The following is a 21,886-nucleotide window of genomic DNA, read 5'->3' as shown; positions in this document are numbered from 1 at the left end:
CCAGGAAGTCACAAGTCCGCCGCCGATCACCAGTTTCACGCCGGAAAAATGTCGACGCAGGAGCCCCAAGAGAGCAAACGCAGGGAGCGCCTGGCTAAGATAAACGATGGAAACGCCGATGAGCTTGGGCGCGAGGTGGTCGATGGTCGGGATCAATTCGGCAGCATAATAGTCGTAAAAGGGAGAAAGCTGCGGCTTTTCGGCGGCAGCCAGCAGATCGTCGCTTTTATGGGGGGAAAGGCCGGTTAGAGCAAAATCAGTCAGGGAAATGAACGCATTTTTGCGTCTTGCGACGGCGATCAGGCGTCGATTGAGGTAACGCCGATGTAGGGCAACGGCTTCGGCGGCGTTTTGCGGCTCAAAGCTTTCGGAAAGCAGAAACTCCAAGCCGCCCAGATTGGCGTCGATGATACGGCTTGAAATACCATGCGCCTGCAAAGCTCCTTTGAGTCTGGCGACTCCGGCCGGCGGTTCGGAGGGCTTGGAGACCGGCGGATAGATCAGGACGACGTCGACCGGCGAAAGCGTCGGGGTATACAATTCCTTGAAAGGGTACATACCTTGCCGCAGGACGTCGGGGCGCCGCCTGCATGCAGGCAGCGCCCGACCATCAACTCGTCAGCTCAATTCGACAACTTTGAATTCAGCTTTTTTCTTGAGATCTTCGATGAATTGGTTGTAGATATCGCGGCGCTTGGTACGCTCGACTGTACGGGTCAACTGATCTCTGACCTCTTCCAACGGCAGAGTTTCTTTCTCTCGACTTTCGACTTTGATGATGTGATAGCCGTAGGGCGTCTCGACCAGGTCGCTGATGCTGCCGATCGGCAGATTGAAAGCGGCATCCTCGAACGGCTTGACCATGCGGCCGCGCGGGAAGCGCTCATAGATACCGCCTTTATCTTTTGAACCCGGGTCCTCAGAAAACTCTTTGGCCAATGCGGCAAAGTCCTCGCCCGAGCGGGCGCGCGCCAAGACCTGCTCCGCCTTGGCTTTTATTTCGGCCTTTTCCGCTTCGTTTTTGCCCTGCGTCAGGAAAAGGATATGACGAACCGTCGCCAGCTTGTCCTGCGAGTAAGCCTCCTGCAGGTCGGCATCGGTCACCTGCACCTGCGGCTCCAACACTTCTTCCAGGAATTTCTGGATCGTCAATTGATTCCGAATGTCCTGTTCGACAAACTCGATGGTCAATCCTTGCTGCTCGATGAATTTCTGAAAGTTTTCTTTGCCGCCGCGACGGGAGTAGATCTGCTCCAATTCTTCATTGACGACGCTGTCGGAAGCAGCGATGCCTTTGTTCTTGGCTTCCTCCAGCAAAAGCCGCTTTTCTGCTTCGCCTTCAGCAGCTTCCTTTATCGAATTCTTGAATTGTTCCACCGGCAATCTGCCGAGGTTGTTGCGGTAACGGTTAAAACGGGCATAAATGCTGGGCAAAATGTCGTAAGAATAGACCTTGAATTGCTTGGTCGTGATCAGCAAAACCGGCTTGTCAGGGTTCAACTGGGTGATTTTGAGGGAATCGGAGAGCGTGCGAAAGAATTTATAGGGCTCCGTTCCTTTTGCATACGGCGCCTTGGGAACGTTTTTCGAGCATCCTGCAGTCAAAAGGGCTGCCGCGACCAAAAGAGCAAAGAATCGTTTCATACAATGGCTCCAAAAAATTTTAATGATGATTGAATTTAATCAATATACTCGACCTAAGCATAATTCACAAGGGATTTTTCAATCGACATCCCTGATTCGAACCATCAAATAATGATCGATACCCGCTTCCTGAAAGATTCCACCCTGGCGCACAAATCCGTGCCGAGCATAAAAGTCAACCAAATGCGCTTGGGCGTGCATCTTTAATGTTTTGTAGCCGCGCTGCTCGGCCTGTTCGATCAAATAGTCCACAAGCGCATGCCCGTAACCTCGACCGCGCCACTCACGGCGTACGGCGATGCGCTCCAGTTTGGCATAGTTTCCGGGAAAGCGCAGGCGCGCCGCCGCGATCGGTTCTCCATCAATTTCTCCCAAAAAGTGCAGCGAAACGGGTTCGAACTCGTCGATTTCCTCAGCAAAAGGGCAATGCTGCTCTCCGATAAAGACGATCGCCCGCACGATAAAGACTTTGACGAGATCATCCATCGTTTTTGCCGGTCGAAAAATCATGATGCCTCCGTTTCCAACATGAGGAATTTATTAAATCTGTTTGCTTTGGATCCCAATGTAAAAAGCTTGACTCTTGTGTGAAACAACATTATTTTGAATCAAAATTTTGCACCTGTTTTCAGCCTGCCGAGCCATTGACTCTAAATGATAAACTTAATTAGGGACAAAAGCATGAAAAAAAGATGCTTTTTGATCGCTTTTCTGGCGGCGGTCGCTGTTGCACAAAATCCGATCGTGCCGCCGGGCGTCTATTTCGCCGATCCGTCCGCTCACGTCTGGAGTGACGGTAAACTGTACGTCTACGGCTCGCTCGATGAAAGTCCCACTTATTACTGCTCGAATCGGCACCATGTTCTGGTCACCGAAGATCTGCAAAATTGGAAAATTGTGGAAAACGTCTTTGCCTCCGCCGGAAAAGACGATCAGGTTCCCTGGACCGATGCCCCGCTCTATGCACCGGATTGTATGGCCCGGAACGGCCTCTATTTTCTCTATTACTGCACGCCGGACGTTCGCCATAGCGAAGGTGTAGCCGTTTCGACTTCCCCTACCGGTCCTTTTCGCGACGCCAAACCGATCGAGCTCTATGGATACAACCAGATCGATCCGTCGGTTTTTATCGACGACGACGGTCAGGCCTATTATCTGTGGGGACAGTTTACCGCCAAGATGGCAAAACTCAAACCGAACATGATCGAATTGGATCGCTCGACCATTCGCGACAGTGTATTGACGGAGAAGGAACACCATTTTCACGAAGGCGGCTTTTTGACCAAGCGGAACGGCATCTATTACTTTATCTATGCCCACATGGGGCGCTCGCAAAAGCCGACCTGCATCGGCTATGCAACGGCCTCTTCACCGATGGGGCCATACCGCTACGGCGGGGTCATCATCGATAATGACGACTGCGATCCGGGCAACTGGAACAATCACGGTTCGATCGTCGAGTTCAAGGGCAACTGGTACGTACTTTATCATCGGGCGACCCACAATTCCAAAATGATGCGCAAAGCCTGCATCGAACCGATCACGTTCAATGCCGACGGCAGCATCAATGAAGTCGAAATGACCTCTCAGGGAGCCGGCGGTCCGCTGAACGCTTTTGCTCCCATCGAGGCGGAGCGCGCCTGCCTCATGAACGGGAACGTGCGCATTCAATTGATTGCGGAAAACAACGAGGCATTGGCAGAGATCTGCAACGAAGACCGCGCCGCATTCAAGTACGTCGATTTCGGCAAAGGCGCGAAGCGGGTCGCCGTGCGGGCTGCGGCCGCGGCAGGCGGGGTTATCGAGATGTGCTTGGATTATCCGTGGAAGGCGAGGATCGCCAGGGTCGAGATTCCGAGCGGTGACGGCAAAACCTGGCGGGATTACACGGCTTCCGTTTCGAATGCCGGCGGCGTTCACGCTCTCTGGCTGAGGTTTTACGGCGGACCAGGGAAGCTGTTCGATATCGATCGGCTTCGGTTCGAATAAAGTCAGTAGGACGCCGGAATAATGGAATAGCAACGGAAATGGTTATCCATGCAACGGGTATGGATCGAAGATCGACGGTCCGCATTCCCGGCATATCGACTGACCTAGAAGGAGGGAGTCAAGCTGGCGAACGCGCGTCGTGTCGGCGGCAGGAGGGGACAAATGCGGGTGCAGCAGGCTTTACAAACGATGCGACGGCATCAATATGAACGGTTTCTCCAACGGACAATCGTTATACATCGACAACGACGAGCTTGTGCATATCATTAAACTATGGGAGAAACCGCTGTCTCTGGAGTCAGGCGTCAGCGGTATGAACGGGTCCGCCTTTAAAGATTTTTTCAGCACGAAATAAGACCATTTAATTTTTAACGGAAAGGGTGGCACAATATGAATCATCGTCGAGGGGAAAAGCTCGGCTGGATTCTCGGCTGGGCAGGCGCGTCCCTTTGGATCGGCGTATTGGCGATTGTTTTTCTTTTTCAGAGAAAGCTGTTCGCGGCAGCTCTTGGGATTTTATTATGGCTCACGGCAATGGCGACGGTTTTCTTTTTTGCTCCCTGGCGTTTTCCTGACACCCGCTATCGTCGATTAATGGCTGGGCCCTATGCAGTGCTTTGTATCGGGATTGTCTGGGCGATCTGGGCTTTTGACGCTTTTTCATCTTTTAAATGGAGTATCCTGTGGTGGCTGCCGCTGCTGCTGTTGCCGATTCTCAACGTCGGCAAACGCACTTGGAACCAGTCTTAAAAGATTTGCTGTCGCCCTGCGAAAAGTATCGTCAATCTGTTCCCTTTTTGCTTTCGTACGGGAAAAAAAATCGAATAGTGTTTCAGCAGAATCTGTAATCCCAAGAGCAACGGCAAGGCGTAATAGGTGATCCGAGCCATTATGGAGATGCGGGATGAAAAGACTCCTTTTGTCCGCTCCGGAATATAGGAAAACGCAACGGCACCTGTTTTTGAATGATTACAACAACGCAAACCCGCATGCTTCGTTTTAGGGCTTGGCTCCTTTTGAAAAATTAATTGATTATTTTTATCTCGAACAACTATTAATAACGCTTTGATTTCTTGCATAGAATCTTTTGTTGGGCAATGCTTTACCATTAACGGCTTTCAGACGGTCCATGACAAAAGGCGACCGTCTGCTGTCTGGTTATAGGGTTGCGTTTCATCCCCGAAATTTGCATTTTTTCTCAGTTCGGCAGTCCGCTCCTTTTTGCAAACCTCGCCGTCCTTTGAAAAATGATCCCTAATTAAATTCGCAAAATTGGATAAAGCATGAAAACCCTTTTGCCGTTTGAGCAACCCTATTTTCTGATCCGCAACTCTCCGTTTTGTTGGTTCGAGTTTTCAAAACCTATCGAGGTGTATTCAATTCGGGAAGCAGAACACATTATGCCTGCTCTGGCCGAGATTGAAAAGACTATAGAAAAATATCGCGTCTGCGCCGCCGTTTTCATTTCCTACGAAGCTGCTTCGGGATTTGATCCGTCTTTAAAAGTCAATACGGAGCAGCATTTTCCATTGATGGGATTGGCGGTTTATGAAAAGCCGAATCTCGTTCCAAGATTACCCCAGCCGTCTCGAATGGATCTTCGTCTCGAATGGAAACCGAATTTGACCTTTGAGGAATATTGTCAAAACGTAGCAGGAATTCGTCGACTCATTGCTCAAGGCGATATTTATCAGCTTAATTACACTTGGCGACTATTGACCCAAGGTGACTTTGATTGCTGGCAGTTCTTTCTTGCCTTTGCCCAAGAAGCGCCGTACGCCGTTTATGCGGTTTGGGACGATTGGGTGATCTGCAGCGCCTCGCCGGAATTGTTTTTTCGTCTCAATGGAAGCCATATCGAAACACGCCCAATGAAGGGCACCGCCCCGAGAGGTCGTTGGCCGGAGGAAGACGCGGAAATCAGCAAACGGCTGGCCTTTTCCGAAAAGGATCGCGCTGAAAATGTAATGATCGTCGATATGGTCAGAAACGATGTGGGACGAATTGCAGAGACCGGCAGCGTTAAAGTCGCTTCGCTTTTCGAAATCGAAAAATACCCCACTGTATGGCAAATGACTTCAACCGTGTGCGCCAAGGTCGACACCTCCATTTCCGGCATCCTGCAGGCATTGTTTCCTGCGGCTTCCATTACCGGAACTCCAAAGTGTCGAAGCATGCAGAGGATAGCCGATCTCGAAACTACCCCCCGTCGGATTTATACAGGCTCTGTTGGGTATATTTTACCTAAACGGCGCGCACAGTTTAACGTGGCGATTCGTACGATACTTTACAACCATCGGGAGCAAACTGCCGAATACGGCGTCGGCGGCGGAATCGTATGGGATTCATTACCGAAAAAGGAGCATCAAGAGTGCCTTACCAAAGCGGCAGTTCTTTATCGGCGCCCAATCGACTTTGACTTGTTTGAAACGATGCTGTGGAAGCCGAATGAGGGTTATATATTGTTCGATTATCATCTCGAAAGGTTGCAGCGTTCCGCAGACTATTTTGATTACCGATGCGATTTGCAAAAAATCCGCCGGCAGCTTTATGAACAATCGCGCAGGCTGCAAAGAGAACCCCATAAGGTGCGGCTTTTTCTTTCTGCCTGCGGCAATATACGTATTGATTCGGAGCCTTTGCCTCCCGATTGGACGAAATTCGGGCCGCTCATTCCGGCAAAAGAGCCGGTTGACAGCAGCAATGTGTTTTTGTTTCACAAAACGACTTTTCGCAAAGTTTATGAAGCCGCCCAGAGTGCCGCTCCGAAAGGATATGAAATACTGCTCTATAATGAATCAGAGGAAGTAACCGAAACCACGACAGCGAACGTTGCTTTTGAAATCGAGGGGGTGCTTTATACGCCGCCGATCCAGTGCGGGCTGCTGGCAGGCACGTTCCGGCGATTTTTACTCGAGAAAGGGCTTCTGATTGAAAAGATCATTTCTTTGCAGGACTTGGCCAATGTTCAATCCGTATATTTGTTCAATTCAATCCGAGGACTGCAGAAAGTCAAGTTGGCTTGTCAAGGGGTAAATTGACTCTTTAATCGGCATGAGAAGAAACGGCTTGCAAATGGGGGCTATTTTGTTCAAATTACTGCCGGCTAATTTGTTCCTAGTTTCATTATAAGGATTCTGACTATGGAAGAAGCAATTACCGATTCTACAGCCGTGCAGCAAATGCTTTATACCTTTAAATGGTTCGCCTTTCATAACGATCTTTACCATTATTTGGCGGTCCTTTTGGGCTTTTTCATTATTCTCATTTCGTATGCGTTCGGCGGCGGAAACAGGAACCGCGTCAAGATCTTTTTCAGCATTTTTATCGGCGTCGCCGTCGGCCTGCTGACCTTGCCGCTTTTGCTCCGTTTCGGCAGCGATCCCATTTTGATCGGTTTTTTTCTTTTTCTCGACATTGTATTCGTTGCCGCCGTAACGGTGCATATGTACGAACTGGTGGTAGTGGGCACGCACGAAGCGTTTAACGAACACCATTAACAAGGTTTTATGGCTTGCTTTTAAACCCTGCCGTTCGTATATTGAACAAATAATTCAATAATTCGGCAGGACGAACAGAATAGGAATCGTTATGCTGACGCCAAGGAAGCGAATCCGGAAAAAGGACCTCAAGGAAGACAAACTCGTCACGTTTTATTTCAAATCGCGTGCTTGGATCGACGATCATCTTAAGGAAATTACCATCGGCCTGCTTGCGGTCGTCTTAATCATTGCCGGTATTGGAATCTATACATACCTGCACGGCAAGGCTGAAAAGACCGCAAGCGTCGAGTTTTCCAAAGCCGTGCGCACTTTTCAGGCCATGGATTACCGCAACGCCGCCAAAGAGTTCGGCGTGTTGACAAGTAAATACGGCGGCACGCGCAGCGGCAAGTTGGCGCGTTTTTATCTGGCGCAATCGCATTATCAAAACGGCGAGTACGAGCAGGCGGCAAAACAGTTCAGAAAAGCAGCCGGCGCCCTTTCCGGCGACAAACAGCTAAAGGCTGCCGCGCTTGCGGGAGAAGCGGCGGCGTTGGAGCAGCTGGGCAAATATGCCGAAGCGGCGAAAAAATTCCAGGCCGTCGCCGAAAAGTATAAAGATATTCCCAAAGCTCCTTACTATTTGCTGCGGGCGGCGCGATGTTGGCAGCTGGCGGGTAATTCGCAAAAGGCTTCGGCTTTGTATCAACGAATCATCACTGATTTTCCCGATTCCCGCGAAAAGGAGGATGCTGTTTTGTTGAGCTCTCTCAAGTGGTAATGATCGAGAAATCGCTTGATTTTTAAGATAGTTATCTCTATATTCTATAAGAAGTGGGCCAATCAGCCCACTTTTTTGTTGTATAACGGCGAGAAATGATTGATCCGAGACTACAACAGTTGGTTGCTTCCGTGCTCGAAGAGATGGGCGTAGAGCTCGTCGAAATGCAGTTTCACCGCGGCAAGCGTTCGAGTCTGCGCATCTTTATTTGGGAACCCGGAGGCATTACACTCGACCGCTGTACGGAGGTGAGTCGACGCCTTTCGGACGCGCTCGATCAGGATGATGACCTTATCGAAGGCCAGTACATTCTTGAAGTTTCCTCGCCCGGAACCGATCGCCCGCTTCGTACGGCGCGCGATTTTGCGCGTCAGATCGGCCGGACGCTTCACCTTACCCTGGCGGCCGAAAACGGCAGAGAGCAAATCCTCGAGGGAGTGCTGGAAGAAGCGGATGAGCACGGCATTCTGGTATTGATCAACGGCAAAAAGACGGCGGTGGCTTTGGATCAAATTAAAAGCGCCAGAGTAAAGACGATTTTATAAACGAATCGGGAACAGCAAATGAAAAGTGAAATTTCAGAAGCCTTTCTCTCGCTTGTCAAAGAGAAAGGCATGGACAAAGAGACCCTTACCCAGATCATCGAAGAGATCTTTTTAGCGATGATCAAAAAGAAATACGGCACTACGGATAATTTTAATGTGTTTGTCAATTTGGAGAAAGGCGAGATTGAGATCAGCGTGATCAAGACCGTAGTGGAAAAAGTCGAGGATGAGCTGACTCAAGTGGATTTGGCGACGGCGCAAGCCCAGGAAGCGAGCTATGAGCTCGGGGATGAATACCTCGAGTTTATCCCGATTGAATCTTTCGGCCGCCGCCTGATCCTGAGCGCCAAGCAGAATCTGAATCAAAAACTCAAGGATGTCGAAAAAGTCCACATTTATGAAGAGTTCAAGAATCGCGTCGGCGAGATTATCCAGGCCGATATTCGACAAATCAATCGCGATGAAATCTTTCTTGTCGCCGACGGCACGGAATTGATCATGCCGAAGCGGGAGCAGATTCCGAATGAACGCTATCGCCGCGCCGACACTGTTCGTGCTTTGATTAAAGAGGTGCGGGAGACGCCGCGTCTGCCGGAGATCATCGTATCTCGGGCAGATCCGATGTTCATCGTGCGTCTGTTCGAGCGCGAGGTGCCGGAGATCGCCGACGGCATCATCGAAATAAAAGGCATTGCGCGCGAGCCCGGGGAGCGGACCAAGATCGCCGTCTATTCTCATGATAAACGCATCGATGCGGTCGGCGCCTGCGTAGGCATGAAAGGCATGCGGATTCAGGAAATCGTCAAGGAAATCAACAACGAAAAGATCGATATTATTAACTGGAGCGCGGAGCCTGAGATTTTCATCACCCGTGCGCTGAGTCCGGCAAAGCCCAAGCGCATTGCCATCGATGAGGAAGCGCGGCGCGTCATTGCCGTATTGGACGACGACCAGATTTCGCTGGCGATCGGGAAGGGCGGCGTCAACCGTCGATTGGCCGCGCGTCTGACCGGTTATGATATCCAGACTGTGAAAGAAGAGGAATATCGTCAGCTGATGGCCGCGGAAGGTGCCGGAAAGCCTTTGACCGAAACCGAGGGACTGACCGAGAAGCTCATCAATACGCTGCATTTGGCCGGTTATGAAACCGTCGAAAGCGTTTTGGAAGCCGGTGTCGAAAAGCTCATGGAACTTCCCGGCATCGGGCAAAAAAAGGCCGAAAAAATTATTCAAATATTGGAAAGTCAAAAAGCCTAAGCGGCCGTGGATCGTCGTGCCGTCTGCACCATAACATTTACAGGAGTGTAGCTTTTGTCTGCCAACAAAAGACTATTTCAAGTCGCAAAAGAGTTCAACATTTCCACCCAGGAGCTCATTAAATTTTTAACGAGCGAAGGGTTCGAGGTCCGCAACTATCTCAGCCCTTTGACGGATGAGGAGTACGCCCGCGTCGCAGAAAAGTATGGGAGCAAACCTGCGGCGGCGGATAAAGATACCGAATTTCGTCGTTTGCTGCGTGAAAAGCAGGCAAAAGAGCAGGAAGAGGCGGAGCGGGCTCGACGCGAGCTGGAAGAGCGGCTGCGGGTGGCGACCGAGTTGGTGGCGCAAAAGCCTGCTCTCGGCAAACGGGGCGCAGCGGAAAAGAAACAGCCCGCGGCTCCTATCGTTGGAGAGACACCGGTTGTGGAGGCTCCGGCAATAGAACCGGTCGCGGAGCAAAAGCCTGCCAAGCCGCGCCGTCCGACGATTCGAGTGATCGAAATTCCTCCGAAAGAACAGGAAAAGGCAAAGCGCGAAGTGCCGGAACATCGGCCGGAGCCGGTAGAGGCGGAAGAAGTCGAAGCAGCAGCGCCGGTTGCTGTCGAGACGGAAGTTGCCGTCGAAAAGCCCAAGCCGGAAGGCGAAGCGAAAAAGAAAGAAAAGAAGAAAAAGGCCAAAGATAAAAAGAAAAAGGGTGAAGAGGCGCTTGAAGAAGAGCTCCTTGAGATCATAAAGCCCAAAAAAGAAAAGAAGAAAAAGAAAAAGAAACCGCGGCCGGTTTTCAACGACGAGGAAATTGAGGCGTCGATCCGTCAGACGTTTGCTTCCATGGAGGAAGCGGGTCGCGGTAAGCGCAAGCGGCGGCGCGAGGAGGAAGAAGAGGAGGAGCAGTATGAAGAGGCACGCGTCATTCGCGTCAGCTCGTCCATGTCGCCTGCCGAAATGGCCAAGCTGATGGGGGTGGAGGTCAAGGAGGTTATTCGCCGCTGCATGGACTTGGGCATGATGGTGACCATCAACCAGAGATTGGATCTTGATGCCGTGACCCTTTTGGCTGAAGATTTCGGTTTCCAAGTTGAGACGGTGGCGCCGGACGAAGAGCTGATTGAAGAGGAAGAAGAGGATGATCCCGCGCAATTGGTGCCGCGACCGCCGGTGGTTACCATTATGGGCCATGTCGATCACGGCAAGACCTCGTTGTTGGACCGTATCCGTGAGAGCAACATCATTGCCGGCGAGGCGGGCGGTATCACCCAACACATCGGCGCTTACGAAGTGACGGTCGACGGACGGGAAATTACCTTTTTGGATACGCCGGGTCACGAAGCGTTTACCGCCATGCGCGCGCGCGGCGCTCAGGCTACTGACATCGTAGTTTTGGTGGTTGCCGCGGACGACAGCGTCATGCCGCAGACGGTCGAAGCCATCAGTCATGCCAAAGCCGCCAATGTGCCCATCATCGTCGCCATCAACAAGATCGACAAACCGAACGCCAATCCCGATCTGATTCGCAAACAGTTGGCCGAACATGGAGTATTGGTGGAAGAGTGGGGCGGCAAATATCAAAGTGTGGAGATCTCGGCCAAGACGGGATTGAATGTCGATAAGCTTTTGGAAAAAATCCTGCTCGAAGCGGACATTTTGGAGCTGAAAGCCAATCCGAACCGCCGCGCGCGGGGCGTCATCATTGAATCGCATTTCGATAAAGGCAAGGGTGTTTCGGCGACGGTATTGGTACAGAACGGCACACTGCGCGTCGGCGATCCGTTCATTGCGGGCGATCAGAGCGGTAAAGTGCGCTACATGACGGATGAACGCGATCGCCGTGTTAAAGAGGCCGGGCCGTCGCGGCCGGTCAAGGTATTCGGATTCGACGGCCGTCCGCAGCCCGGCGACAAGCTGGTCGTACTCAAGAGCGAGCGCGACACCAAGGAAATCAGTCAAAAGCGGCAACAGCTGAAGCGTGAATTGGAACGCTTGAGCACCAGGCCGCGTACGCTCGACGAAATTTCCCGTCAGATCCAAAAAGGTCAGCTCAAGCAGCTCAAGGTTATTCTTAAAACGGACGTCGACGGCTCGCTGGAAGCGATCTTTGACTCGCTGCAAAAACTGGCGACCGAAGAGGTGGCGGTCGACACGATTCACAAGGGCGTGGGCGCCATTACCGAATCGGACGTGCTGTTGGCCTCCGCCTCCGACGCCATCATTATCGGCTTTAACGTCCGCCCGACCCTCAAAGCTCGACAACTGGCGGAACGGGATAAAGTCGATATTCGAACCTATACCGTCATTTACGACATCATAGACGAAGTCAAGGCGGCGTTGGAGGGCTTTTTGTCGCCCACAATTTCCGAGCGCATCGTGGGAACCCTCGAAGTACGGCAGACGTTCAAGGTGCCAAAAATCGGCACCGTTGCCGGCTGCTATGTAGTCTCCGGCAAAATTGCCCGAAACAACAAAGTTCGCCTCTACCGGGATGATCGGCTGCTGCACGAGGGCTCCATTGCTTCGCTGAAGCGGTTCAAGGACGATGTGCGCGAGGTTCAGGCCGGGTTCGAGTGCGGTCTCTGTATCGATAAATTCAGCGACATCAAGGTTGGCGATATCATCGAAGCTTACGAAGTGGTTGAAGAGAAACGGTCCCTGTAATGCTGATCGGAGCCCTGCAAGTCGAATTTTTAATTCCGGACAGCGATTCGCTCAAGCGGAAGCGCATGGTCATCGGCAGCCTCAAGCAGAGGCTGCAGAACAAATTCAACGTTTCGGTGGCCGAGATCGACTACAACGACCTGCTCCAGCGATCGGTGATCGGCGTCGCCATGGTGGCAAACGAAAAGCGGTTTCTCGATCAGGCCATGGCGCAGGTGTTAAATTTTCTGGATGATCAGGACGGCATCGAGATCGTCGATCATACTCTCGAAATTTTATAAGAAGGACCTATGAGATACAAACGGGCCGACCGCGTCGCTTCGGTCATTCACGAAAAGATCGGCGAGATGATGATTCGGGAGCTGAAGGATCCGGCTCTCCATCAGGTTACGATCACCAAAGTGAAGGTAAGCGACGACGTGCGGCATGCAAAAATTTATTACAGCGTTTACGGCGATCAGCAGAAAAAGCAGAACGCCGCAAAGGCTTTCGATCGCGCCAAAGGTTATATCCGGTCGGAGATCGGCGCAGTACTCACACTCCGCTTTGTCCCGACAATTACTTTTTGCTACGATGATTCCATCGAATATGCCGATCACATCGAGAGATTAATCAAAAAGCTGCATGAAGAGACCTCTTGAGCGGACGAAAGCGGGCAGCTTTTCATCGGCGGGAGCGGCCGAGGACGGCACCGTGCTCAATCTTTGCAAGCCGATCGGCTGGACTTCGAACGATGTGGTGCGAAGGGCAAAGCGCCTGTTGGGGGTTGAGAAAATCGGACATGCCGGAACGCTTGATCCCTTGGCCGACGGAGTGCTGCTTTTAGGCGTCGGCCGAGAAGGAACGCGAAGGATCGCCGAACTGATGGGAATGGAAAAGGAATACCGGCTGCTCATGGAATTGGGCGTGGAAACGGATACATTGGATTTAAGCGGAAAGATCGTGCAGCGCAAAGTACCTGCCTCTCTCGATCGGGACCTTCTCCAACAAACTTTGCAGCGCTTTGTCGGTGTGATCGAGCAAACACCCCCGGCTTTTTCTGCCGTTCATGTTGCCGGGCGGCGGGCTTATCAGTTGGCGCGCAGCGGCGTGCCGTTCGAATTGCCCAAACGGTGGGTGACGATTTATGCGCTGGAGCTTTTGGAATCGGCCTGGCCCCGGCTGCATTTGCGGGCAGTTTGCTCAAAAGGCGTGTACATTCGCTCGCTGGTGCGCGATCTGGCTTATGCTTTGGGAGAGATCGGCTATTTGAAACGCCTGACGCGCACGCGTATCGGTCCCTTCAAGATCGAGGATGCTCTCTCGATTGAGGCACTTGAAAGCCAATACAGAAGTGGAAGCAGAGTTTGAAGATCATTTGGAATTTGACAGAGCGCGTGCCGTCGCGCGGCACCGTCATCACGGTAGGTACATTTGACGGCGTGCACCGCGGCCACCAGGAAGTGATCAGGGGAGTCGTAAGCGACGCCAAAGCCATGGGCATCGCTTCGGCGGTCGTCACTTTTGAGCCGCCGCCGAAATTGGTGTTTGCGCCGCAGGAAGGCGAAAAGATCGGTGTGTTGACGACCATCGAAGAAAAAATCGCAGTGCTCAAGTCGCTCGGCGTGGACTATTTGATCGTCGCCAACTTTACGCTTGTCTTTGCGGACACGCCCGCTGAGGAGTTTGTCCGTCGTGATCTGGTCGGCCGCTGGGGCGCCAAAAAGGTTGTGGTCGGCGCGGATCATATGTTCGGACGCGGCAAAGAGGGTACCCCGGAGCTGCTCGAACGCCTGGGGCAGGAGCTCGGTTTTGCTGTCCAGGTTGTGCCGCCGTTGACGATCGACGGTATTCCCGTCAGCAGCACGGCCATTCGCCGCGCGCTGAGCGAAGGACAGGTTGAACGTGCCGCGGTTCTGCTCGGTCGGCCCTATTCATTCAAAGGTCGAGTTGTAGAGGGCGCCGGCTGGGGCAGAAAGCTGGGTTTCCCGACCGCCAACCTCAGACCCTCTTCGCGTTACAAGTTGATGCCGCGCGAGGGGATCTATGCTACCCGGGTCCAACTCGGCGGCAGACTGCTCAATTCGGCCACCTATGTGGGCGTTCGGCCGACGTTCGACGGCACCGAAAAAGTCGCCGAAGTCCATATACCCGGCTATTCCGGCGATCTCTACGGTCGCGAATTGGAAATACACTTTTACCATTTTCTGCGGCAGGATCAAAAGTTCGATTCGCCGCAGGAACTGGCCGAGCAAATTGATTTGGACGTAAAACAAGCCATAACTGTATTGGAACAAGGAGGAATTCCCTAATGACGATGACCAAGGAACAAAAGGCTGCCCTGATTGCCGAGTACGGCAAAGACCCGTCGGATACCGGCAGCCCTGCGGTGCAGATCGCACTGCTGACTGCGCGCATCAATGACCTGACCAAGCACTTTCAAGCGCATCCCAAGGATCATCATTCGCGCCGCGGTCTTCTCAAGATGGTCGGCAAGCGCCGCCGTCTGCTCAACTATCTGAAAAATCAGGATATCAACGAATATCGTGCTCTCATCGAAAAATTAGGCATCCGTCGATAGTTTGGATACCAAAAGCCGATTCTGTTGCCTGGCCCATTCATGAAAGGAGGTCTATTCCATGATCCAAGTGCAACATGTATCGCGGTTCTTTGGTAATGTCAGTGCGGTTCAAGATGTCTCTTTTGAGGTGGAGAAGGGCGAAATCGTCGGCTTTCTCGGCCCGAACGCGGCCGGCAAGACGACCACCATGCGCATTTTGACCACCTTTTTGCCGGCCACTTCTGGAACCGCGACCGTTGCCGGCTTTGACGTGCATGAACAGTCCATGCAGGTTCGAAAGCGCATCGGTTATTTACCGGAGAATCCGCCGCTCTATCAGGAAATGCGCGTCAAGGATTTTTTGGATTTTGTGGCCAAAATCAAGGGCGTATCGCCGGTGGATCGGAAACAGGCCGTCAAGCAGGCCATGGAAAAGACGGCGATCGCCGACGTTGCCGATCGGGTAATCCGATATCTTTCCAAAGGATACAAACAGCGCGTGGGACTGGCCCAGGCGCTCGTGCACAATCCGGAGGTGCTGATTCTCGACGAGCCGACCGTCGGATTGGACCCCAATCAGATCATCGAAGTCCGGCAGTTGATCAAAAGCCTCGCGGGTTCGCACACGATCATTCTCAGCACGCATATTCTGCCGGAAGTCAGCATGACCTGCGAGCGCGTCATCATCATCAACAAAGGCCGCATCGTCGCTCAAGACAGCACCGAGAACCTGACCCGCAAACACAGCGGCGCGCACCGTTATTCGGTGATTGTCGATGCACCTTTCGAGGCGGTCAGCGAAAAGCTGTCGCAGCTGCCCGGCGTGCGCAGCATCAGTCGCCAAAAAGACGGCGGCGATTACACAGCCCTGCTTTTGGAAAGCACCCACGACAAGGATCTGCGCCCCGAAATGGCGCGTCTCATCGTTTCCCAGCAATGGCCTTTGTATGAACTCAAAGCTGAGGACGTCAGCCTCGAAGATGTGTTCCTGCAACTGACCACCAAAGAGGAGGGCGTGAAGCAATGAGAAACTTTGCCGCAATTTTGCATAGAGAATTAAAGTCCTATTTCACTTCGCCGGTCGCCTATGTCGTGATCGGCCTGTTTATCGCCTTGTCCGGACTTTTCTTTTACCTGATTGTATCGAATTTTGTGCAGCTCTGCCTGCGCTACGATATGCAGGCGCAATATTACCGAATGGCGCCGCCGAATCTAAACGTCAACCTGATGGCGATTCGGCCGATTTTGCATAATATGAGCCTTTTCGCGCTTTTTTTCCTGCCTTTGGTGACCATGCGCCTCTACTCTGAAGAGAAACGCACCGGCACCATCGAGCTGCTCATGACCTCGCCGGTGACCAACACGCAGGCGATTTTGGGCAAATTCACCGCGGCCGCCCTGCTCTATCTGGTGATGCTGGCGGGCACGGCCCTTTTTGTTCTGTTTCTCTTTCTCTACGGCAAGCCGGAGGTCGGTTCGGTGCTCACCGGCTATCTGGGACTCTTTCTCCTCGGCTTGTCTTATCTTTCCTTCGGCCTCTTTTTCTCGACTCTGACGGACAACCAGATCATCGCCGCTGTAAGCTCGTTCGTCTTTATCCTCTTCTTCTGGGCGATCGGCTGGGTGTCCGGATTCGTCAGTCCCAACTTGGGCGAGCTGCTGACCAACTTTTCGCTGATCGAACATTTCGACGATTTCGCCAAAGGCGTGCTCGACACCAAGCATATCGTGTTCTATCTCAGCTTTATCTTTATGGGACTCTTTCTTTCCTACGTGTCCATTGAATCGTCGAGATGGAGGGGAAGATGATGAAAAAATATGCTTCTCTCATCGGACTCCTGGGCCTGCTGTCCATTTTCATCGGACTGGTCGTTTATTCGATCTATACTAAAATCAACATCGCCGTGGGCGTGCTCCTGGGTTTGGGACTCGTCCTTTTGATTGCATTCGTCATCCTTCGTTTCGAAGCCATCAAGACGGGGCTGTCGAGCCGTTCAGCCAAATTCGGCAGCAATGCGGCCATGATGATCCTGCTGTTGCTCGGCATCCTAGTCGTCATCAATATTTTTGCCAACCGTTTCTCGTATCGCTATGATGCCACCGCAGCCAAGGTCTTTAGCCTCTCCGAACAGACGCGTAAGGTGCTGAAGAACCTCAAGGCAGACGTCAAAGTCATCGGCTTTTTCAAGTCGGGCGAAGAGAAACAGCTGAGCGAACTGTTGACCGAATACAGCCACTTTTCGCAGCGGCTGAGCTATGAATTCATCGATCCCGATAAAAAGCCGGTCGAAGCCAAACGCTACGGCATCAAGACCTACAACACCATCGTCGTCGAATGTCGCGACAAGCAGGAAAAGATCAACACCGTTTCGGAGCAGGAACTGACCAACGCCATCATCAAAGTCACCCGCGAAGGCGTGAAAAAGATCTATTTCACGACGGGCCATGGCGAAAAAGATTATGAGAATACGCAGCAGGACGGCCTGAGCAAAGCCAAGGCGGCCATCGACGAGCTGAATTACCAGGTGGAAAAAATCCTCTTGATTCAGCCGCCCGACTCGATTCCTTCCGATTGCGCGCTGTTGATCATTGCCGGTCCCAAGACCGATCTGCTGCCGCCCGAACGCAGCAAGATCGAAGCGTACCTCAAGCGCGGCGGCAAGCTGTTGATGATGCTCGATCCGGAATCGCCTTCGAGTTACGGCGAGTTGGCGGCCCAGTACGGCATCCGCGTCGACAACAACTTTATCGTCGAGCTGTCGCCGGTCGGTCAACTGTTCGGCGCCGGGCCCATCATGCCGATCGTGACCAATTACGAAAAGCACACGATCTCGGAAGGCTTTCAAGGCATGATGACGCTTTTCTCGGAAGCCCGCTCCGTGTCGCGCAAAGATGATGTCTCGGGTGACGTTACGGTTACCGAAATTGCCAAGACGAGCAGCAGCAGCTGGGGCGAGACCACGCCGCTGCGCATGGGCGCTCAGGTCGGCTATAACCCCGGCGTCGATCAGATGGGTCCGCTGTCGATTCTCACCGTCGCCGAAAAAGCGGCGGAAAAACCGACTGCAGTCAACGATCAGTACAACCTGGGTCTCGGCGAGGTCAAGACGCGCCTGGCCGTTTTCGGCGATTCGGACTTTGCCATGAACGGCTACTTTAACTTCCAGGCCAACGGCAACCTGTTCATGAACGTGCTGAACTGGCTGGCGGAAGAAGAAGATCTGGTGAGCATCCGACCGCGCGATCCGGAGAATCGCCGGCTTAGCCTCACCGCTCAGCAGTCCAAGCTGATGCTGTGGGTGGGAGTCATTTTGTTGCCGCTGGCATGCTTCGGCACCGGCGTTTACGTCTATACCAAGCGCAGAAAATAACCCTTATCTCGGGCGGCTCCTCATCGGGAGCCGCCTCTTTTTGCAAAGGAGAAGGTTTTCTCAATTGAGGATGCAAAAAGCTGAAAACGGACGCGCTCTTCAAATTGGGAGATCAATATGAAGTTCAAGAATACACTCATTCTGGCGGTAATTTTGGCGATCGGCATTGGCGGCGTTGTATTGATGAACAAGCAGGACAAACGCCGTGAAGAAACGAAAAAGAGCGAAGAAAAGGTGCTCGAATTCGAAACCGGCGACATACAGCGCGTGGCGCTTCTGCAGAGCGGCATCGAGGCGGTGAAGGACAGCCTGAGCTGGCGAATCACGCAGCCGGTGCAGACCGAGGCGGACAAGAGCGCCATCGAGACGCTCATTAATTCGGTTAAATCGGCGCGCAAGGAGCGGATCATCTCGAGCGATCCGAGCGAGTATTCGGTATTCGGTCTGCAGCCGCCGCTTCACACGCTCGTGCTTGCACGCGCATCGCGCATCGACACGCTTTATATCGGCGACGATTCGCCCACCGGCAGCTACGTGTTCGCCCGCTTGAGCGGCTCGCCGGATGTGTTTTTGACCTCTACGTGGGTTAGGACGCAGGCTGAAAAAACGCTTTTTGACCTGCGCAATAAAGCCGTTTTGGGTTTCGAGACGTTTCAGGTGCGCAGTCTGCAGCTGCAGAATCGCCACGGTCGTTTCGCTCTGGAGAAACAAGGCGGCGAGTGGAAAATCACCTCGCCCATCCAGGCCGCAGCCGACAAATCTGAAGTGGAAAAGGTGATCAACCGGCTGCAGAGCGAACGGATGCGGAGCATCGTCGTCGAACAGGCGGAAGATTTAAAGTCCTACGGCCTCGATGCGCCGAAAGTACGCGTCGAGCTGGCGCTGGGGGAAAATTTGGCGCGCAAAACGCTGCTGATCGGCAAAGCAACCGAGGACAAATACTATGCGCGCGACGAGTCGCGGCCGATGGTTTTCCTGGTCGATTCTTCCTTCGTATCGGTATTGAATCCGACTCTCTTTGATCTGCGCGATAAAAAGTTGGCAAAATTCGCTTCCACCGATGTCTCTAAATTCGAATTGGAATTCCACGGACAGACGATTGTTTGTTCCAAGGATACTTCCGGCACTTGGACGGTGGAACAGCCTGAACGTCGCGAAGGTAAAAGCTGGAAAATGTCGTCCATCGTTCGCGAGGCGGCGGATCTTGAAGTCAAGAAATTTGTCGATCAGCCGGTGTCTCCGGCGGTTTCCGGCTTGAATTCGCCCCAAGTTCGCGCTAAATTTTATCAAAACGACAAGGTGGTTATGGATATTGCGCTCGGCAAGGTCGAAGGAGATCTGATCTATGCGAAACTCGCGGACCAGCCGGCCCTTTATCTTGTCGATAAAAAAGTTTTAGAAACATGGACACCCAAGCTGGACGACATCAGCGAAGTCAAAGCGCAGACAGAGAGTACGCCTGCGCAATGATCGGGCTGCGCCGTCCTGCCGTATCGGCTGATATTGGGTGATCCTTAATGACCAATTGGAGGTAAAATGATTCACAAAAAAGAAATCGAATTTTCCGGCCGTCCTTTCAGCATCGAGACCGGGCGCGTGGCCAAACAGGCGAACGGTGCGGTGCTGGTGCAGTTCGGCGAAACTATGGTTCTGGCTACGGCCTGCGCCGCCGAACAGCCGACTCCTGATCAGGACTTTTTTCCCCTGCAGGTAGAATACCGAGAAAGGGCGTATGCGGCAGGGAAAATTCCCGGGGGATTTATCAAGCGCGAGGGTCGCCCATCGGATCAGGAGGTATTGGCGGCGCGCTTGATCGATCGGCCGATTCGTCCCCTCTTTCCTGAGGGTTTTTTCAATGAAGTGCAGATTATGGTGATGGTCCTTTCTGCGGACGGCGAAAACGATGCCGATGTGCTCGGCATTACCGGCGCCGGCGCAGCGCTCAGCATTTCCGATATTCCCTTTGCCGGGCCGATCGCCGGCGTACGCGTGGGACGCATCAACGGCGAGTTCATTGCCAATCCGACGTTTGAGCAGCGCAATGCCGGCGACATGGACATCGTCATCGCCGCTTCCGAAGACTCGATCATCATGGTCGAAGGTGAAGCTGAAGAGGTAAGCGAAGCGGACATGCTGGCGGCGCTGGAATTCGGCCATGAGCAAATCAAAAAGCTGATCGCGCTGCAGAAGGAACTCATCGCCGAGGTCGGCAAGCCGAAGATGGAACTGCCGCCGGCCGAAGACCTGAGCGAACTGACGCAGAGGGTCCGCGCGATCTACGGCGATCGTTTGGCAGCGGCGCTGCGCATTACGGAAAAGAAGGAGCGCAGCAAAGCGCTGAACGACTTGACTGCGGAGGTTATTGAACAGCTCGCCGAAGAGTTTCCGGAAAAGGAGCGGCAGATCAAGCAGATCATTCATGATGACGAAAAGGCGATGATGCGCCGCATGGTGTTGGAAGAAAAACGCCGCCTCGACGGCCGCGGCCTGGACGACATCCGGCCGATCTCCATCGAAGTGGGCGTGCTGCCGCGGGCGCACGGTTCGGCGCTCTTTACCCGCGGCCAGACGCAGGCGCTCGCCGCCACCACGCTCGGCACCAAAATGGACGAGCAGATCATCGAAGGACTGAGCGGCGAGTATTTCAAGAACTATATGCTGCATTACAACTTTCCGCCCTTTTCGACCGGCGAGGTCAAGCCGATTCGCGGCACCAGCCGGCGCGAAATCGGACACGGCAATTTGGCCGAGCGCTCACTCAAGCCGTCCATTCCTGCAGACGGCCTGTTCCCCTACACCATTCGCGTCGTCTCCGACGTACTAGAGTCCAACGGCTCATCTTCGATGGCCACGGTCTGCGCCGGTTCGCTGTCGCTGATGGATGCCGGCGTGCCGGTCAAGACGCACATTGCCGGCATTGCCATGGGATTGATCAAGGAAGGCGACCAGGTGGCGATTTTGACCGACATTTTGGGCGATGAAGATCATTTGGGCGATATGGATTTCAAGGTCGCCGGCAGTCGCGAGGGCATCACCGGCATGCAGATGGACATCAAGATCAAGGGCATCTCAACGGCGATCATGGCCGAGGCGCTCGAAAAGGCGCGCAAGGCTCGGCTCTTTATCCTGGATAAAATGGCCGAGGCGCTGCCAGGACCGCGCGAAAGCCTGTCCAAATATGCGCCGCGCATCCTGACCACCCGCGTAGCTGTAGAGGAAATCGGCACGATCATCGGGCCCGGCGGCAAGACCGTACGCGAGATTCAGGATAAAACCGGCGCCGTCATCAACATCGAGGACGACGGCACCGTGACGATCGCCCACACCGACGCGGAAAAGGGCGAGCAAGCTTTGGCCATGGTCAAGGCGCTCGTCGCTAAGCCGGAAGTCGGCCAGGTCTACGTGGGTAAAGTCAAACGCATCATGAATTTCGGCGCTTTTGTCGAAATTTTACCCGGTAAAGAAGGTCTGCTGCACATTTCCAACATTGCCAAGGAGCGCATCAACCGCGTCGAGGATGTGCTCAAGGTCGGCGACACCGTGGAAGTCAAGCTCATGGCGCTCGAGCCCGACGGCAAAATGGATCTCAATCGAAAGGTACTGCTGCCGTAAAGGCGCATATGCGC

22 protein-coding genes are annotated in these 21,886 nt (G+C 53.2%); 18 read left to right on the top strand and 4 right to left on the bottom strand.

All coding sequences use genetic code 11. The annotated features are described in order from the left end of the window. The 3 genes from ONB24_12755 to ONB24_12745 all read right to left on the bottom strand — a co-directional run. On the bottom strand, nucleotides 1–558 hold a 558-nt coding region (locus ONB24_12755), incomplete at its 3' end, for a radical SAM protein (protein ID MDZ7316984.1). Nucleotides 559–618: 60 nt separating this feature from the next. Then, complete coding sequence (locus ONB24_12750; protein MDZ7316983.1) at nucleotides 619–1,644, bottom strand: peptidylprolyl isomerase; 1,026 nt, start codon at nucleotides 1,642–1,644, stop codon at nucleotides 619–621. Nucleotides 1,645–1,722: 78 nt separating this feature from the next. Then, the gene (locus ONB24_12745) at nucleotides 1,723–2,154 is read right to left on the bottom strand and encodes a GNAT family N-acetyltransferase (GenBank protein MDZ7316982.1); all 432 of its coding nucleotides are present in this window, start codon (nucleotides 2,152–2,154) and stop codon (nucleotides 1,723–1,725) included. Between the two features lie 171 nt (nucleotides 2,155–2,325). Here ONB24_12745 and ONB24_12740 point away from each other — a divergent pair, with 171 nt between their 5' ends. Beyond that, nucleotides 2,326–3,633: a family 43 glycosylhydrolase gene (locus tag ONB24_12740; protein ID MDZ7316981.1), complete on the top strand. Its 1,308-nt coding sequence runs from the start codon at nucleotides 2,326–2,328 to the stop codon at nucleotides 3,631–3,633. A gap of 390 nt (nucleotides 3,634–4,023) precedes the next feature. After that, nucleotides 4,024–4,383: a phosphoethanolamine transferase CptA gene (locus tag ONB24_12735; GenBank protein MDZ7316980.1), complete on the top strand. Its 360-nt coding sequence runs from the start codon at nucleotides 4,024–4,026 to the stop codon at nucleotides 4,381–4,383. On the opposite strand, the gene ONB24_12730 is transcribed toward ONB24_12735, so the two are convergent. Next, nucleotides 4,380–4,742: a hypothetical protein gene (locus ONB24_12730; GenBank protein ID MDZ7316979.1), complete on the bottom strand. Its 363-nt coding sequence runs from the start codon at nucleotides 4,740–4,742 to the stop codon at nucleotides 4,380–4,382. The two genes, ONB24_12735 and ONB24_12730, sit on opposite strands and share 4 nt — an antisense overlap. 174 nt (nucleotides 4,743–4,916) lie before the next feature. On the opposite strand from ONB24_12730, the gene pabB reads away from it, so the two are divergent. The 16 genes from pabB to ONB24_12650 all read left to right on the top strand — a co-directional run bounded on the left by pabB (nucleotide 4,917) and on the right by ONB24_12650 (nucleotide 21,872). Next, the gene (gene pabB, locus ONB24_12725; GenBank protein ID MDZ7316978.1) at nucleotides 4,917–6,674 is read left to right on the top strand and encodes an aminodeoxychorismate synthase component I; all 1,758 of its coding nucleotides are present in this window, start codon (nucleotides 4,917–4,919) and stop codon (nucleotides 6,672–6,674) included. A 102-nt stretch (nucleotides 6,675–6,776) separates the two neighbouring features. Then, on the top strand, nucleotides 6,777–7,133 hold the full coding sequence (locus ONB24_12720; protein MDZ7316977.1) for a hypothetical protein: 357 nt from the start codon (nucleotides 6,777–6,779) through the stop codon (nucleotides 7,131–7,133). Nucleotides 7,134–7,224: 91 nt separating this feature from the next. Then, nucleotides 7,225–7,896 (top strand): tetratricopeptide repeat protein, encoded by a 672-nt coding sequence (locus ONB24_12715; protein MDZ7316976.1) that lies wholly within the window; start codon nucleotides 7,225–7,227, stop codon nucleotides 7,894–7,896. A 95-nt stretch (nucleotides 7,897–7,991) separates the two neighbouring features. Next, on the top strand, nucleotides 7,992–8,441 hold the full coding sequence (locus ONB24_12710) for a ribosome maturation factor RimP (GenBank protein ID MDZ7316975.1): 450 nt from the start codon (nucleotides 7,992–7,994) through the stop codon (nucleotides 8,439–8,441). An 18-nt stretch (nucleotides 8,442–8,459) separates the two neighbouring features. Next, the gene (nusA, locus tag ONB24_12705; GenBank protein MDZ7316974.1) at nucleotides 8,460–9,698 is read left to right on the top strand and encodes a transcription termination factor NusA; all 1,239 of its coding nucleotides are present in this window, start codon (nucleotides 8,460–8,462) and stop codon (nucleotides 9,696–9,698) included. A 54-nt stretch (nucleotides 9,699–9,752) separates the two neighbouring features. After that, entirely contained in the window at nucleotides 9,753–12,350 is a 2,598-nt protein-coding gene (infB, locus tag ONB24_12700; protein ID MDZ7316973.1) for a translation initiation factor IF-2, read from the top strand. Beyond that, a complete protein-coding gene (locus tag ONB24_12695) occupies nucleotides 12,350–12,631 on the top strand; it encodes a DUF503 domain-containing protein (GenBank protein ID MDZ7316972.1) in 282 nt (93 codons plus the stop codon). The genes infB and ONB24_12695 overlap by 1 nt, the downstream gene beginning before the upstream one ends. A 9-nt stretch (nucleotides 12,632–12,640) precedes the next feature. Next, on the top strand, nucleotides 12,641–12,991 hold the full coding sequence (gene rbfA / locus ONB24_12690) for a 30S ribosome-binding factor RbfA (GenBank protein ID MDZ7316971.1): 351 nt from the start codon (nucleotides 12,641–12,643) through the stop codon (nucleotides 12,989–12,991). Beyond that, on the top strand, nucleotides 12,975–13,700 hold the full coding sequence (gene truB, locus ONB24_12685; protein MDZ7316970.1) for a tRNA pseudouridine(55) synthase TruB: 726 nt from the start codon (nucleotides 12,975–12,977) through the stop codon (nucleotides 13,698–13,700). The genes rbfA and truB overlap by 17 nt, the downstream gene beginning before the upstream one ends. Then, nucleotides 13,697–14,641: a bifunctional riboflavin kinase/FAD synthetase gene (locus tag ONB24_12680; GenBank protein MDZ7316969.1), complete on the top strand. Its 945-nt coding sequence runs from the start codon at nucleotides 13,697–13,699 to the stop codon at nucleotides 14,639–14,641. Before truB ends, ONB24_12680 begins: the two co-directional genes overlap by 4 nt. Next, entirely contained in the window at nucleotides 14,641–14,910 is a 270-nt protein-coding gene (gene rpsO / locus ONB24_12675; GenBank protein MDZ7316968.1) for a 30S ribosomal protein S15, read from the top strand. The genes ONB24_12680 and rpsO overlap by 1 nt, the downstream gene beginning before the upstream one ends. Nucleotides 14,911–14,968: 58 nt before the next feature. Then, nucleotides 14,969–15,916 (top strand): ABC transporter ATP-binding protein, encoded by a 948-nt coding sequence (locus ONB24_12670; GenBank protein ID MDZ7316967.1) that lies wholly within the window; start codon nucleotides 14,969–14,971, stop codon nucleotides 15,914–15,916. Next, the gene (locus ONB24_12665) at nucleotides 15,913–16,698 is read left to right on the top strand and encodes an ABC transporter permease (protein ID MDZ7316966.1); all 786 of its coding nucleotides are present in this window, start codon (nucleotides 15,913–15,915) and stop codon (nucleotides 16,696–16,698) included. The genes ONB24_12670 and ONB24_12665 overlap by 4 nt, the downstream gene beginning before the upstream one ends. Continuing rightward, nucleotides 16,695–18,260 (top strand): GldG family protein, encoded by a 1,566-nt coding sequence (locus ONB24_12660; GenBank protein MDZ7316965.1) that lies wholly within the window; start codon nucleotides 16,695–16,697, stop codon nucleotides 18,258–18,260. The genes ONB24_12665 and ONB24_12660 overlap by 4 nt, the downstream gene beginning before the upstream one ends. A 117-nt stretch (nucleotides 18,261–18,377) precedes the next feature. Next, nucleotides 18,378–19,730 (top strand): DUF4340 domain-containing protein, encoded by a 1,353-nt coding sequence (locus tag ONB24_12655; GenBank protein MDZ7316964.1) that lies wholly within the window; start codon nucleotides 18,378–18,380, stop codon nucleotides 19,728–19,730. Between the two features lie 66 nt (nucleotides 19,731–19,796). Next, nucleotides 19,797–21,872 (top strand): polyribonucleotide nucleotidyltransferase, encoded by a 2,076-nt coding sequence (locus ONB24_12650; GenBank protein MDZ7316963.1) that lies wholly within the window; start codon nucleotides 19,797–19,799, stop codon nucleotides 21,870–21,872. The last annotated feature ends 14 nt before the right edge of the window (nucleotides 21,873–21,886 follow it).

The organism is candidate division KSB1 bacterium (assembly GCA_034505495.1).
In the GTDB taxonomy this organism is placed as follows: domain Bacteria; phylum Zhuqueibacterota; class Zhuqueibacteria; order Residuimicrobiales; family Krinioviventaceae; genus Fontimicrobium_A.
The sequence above is the reverse complement of the archived record's forward strand: the minus strand, read 5'-3'. Positions and strand labels throughout refer to the sequence as shown.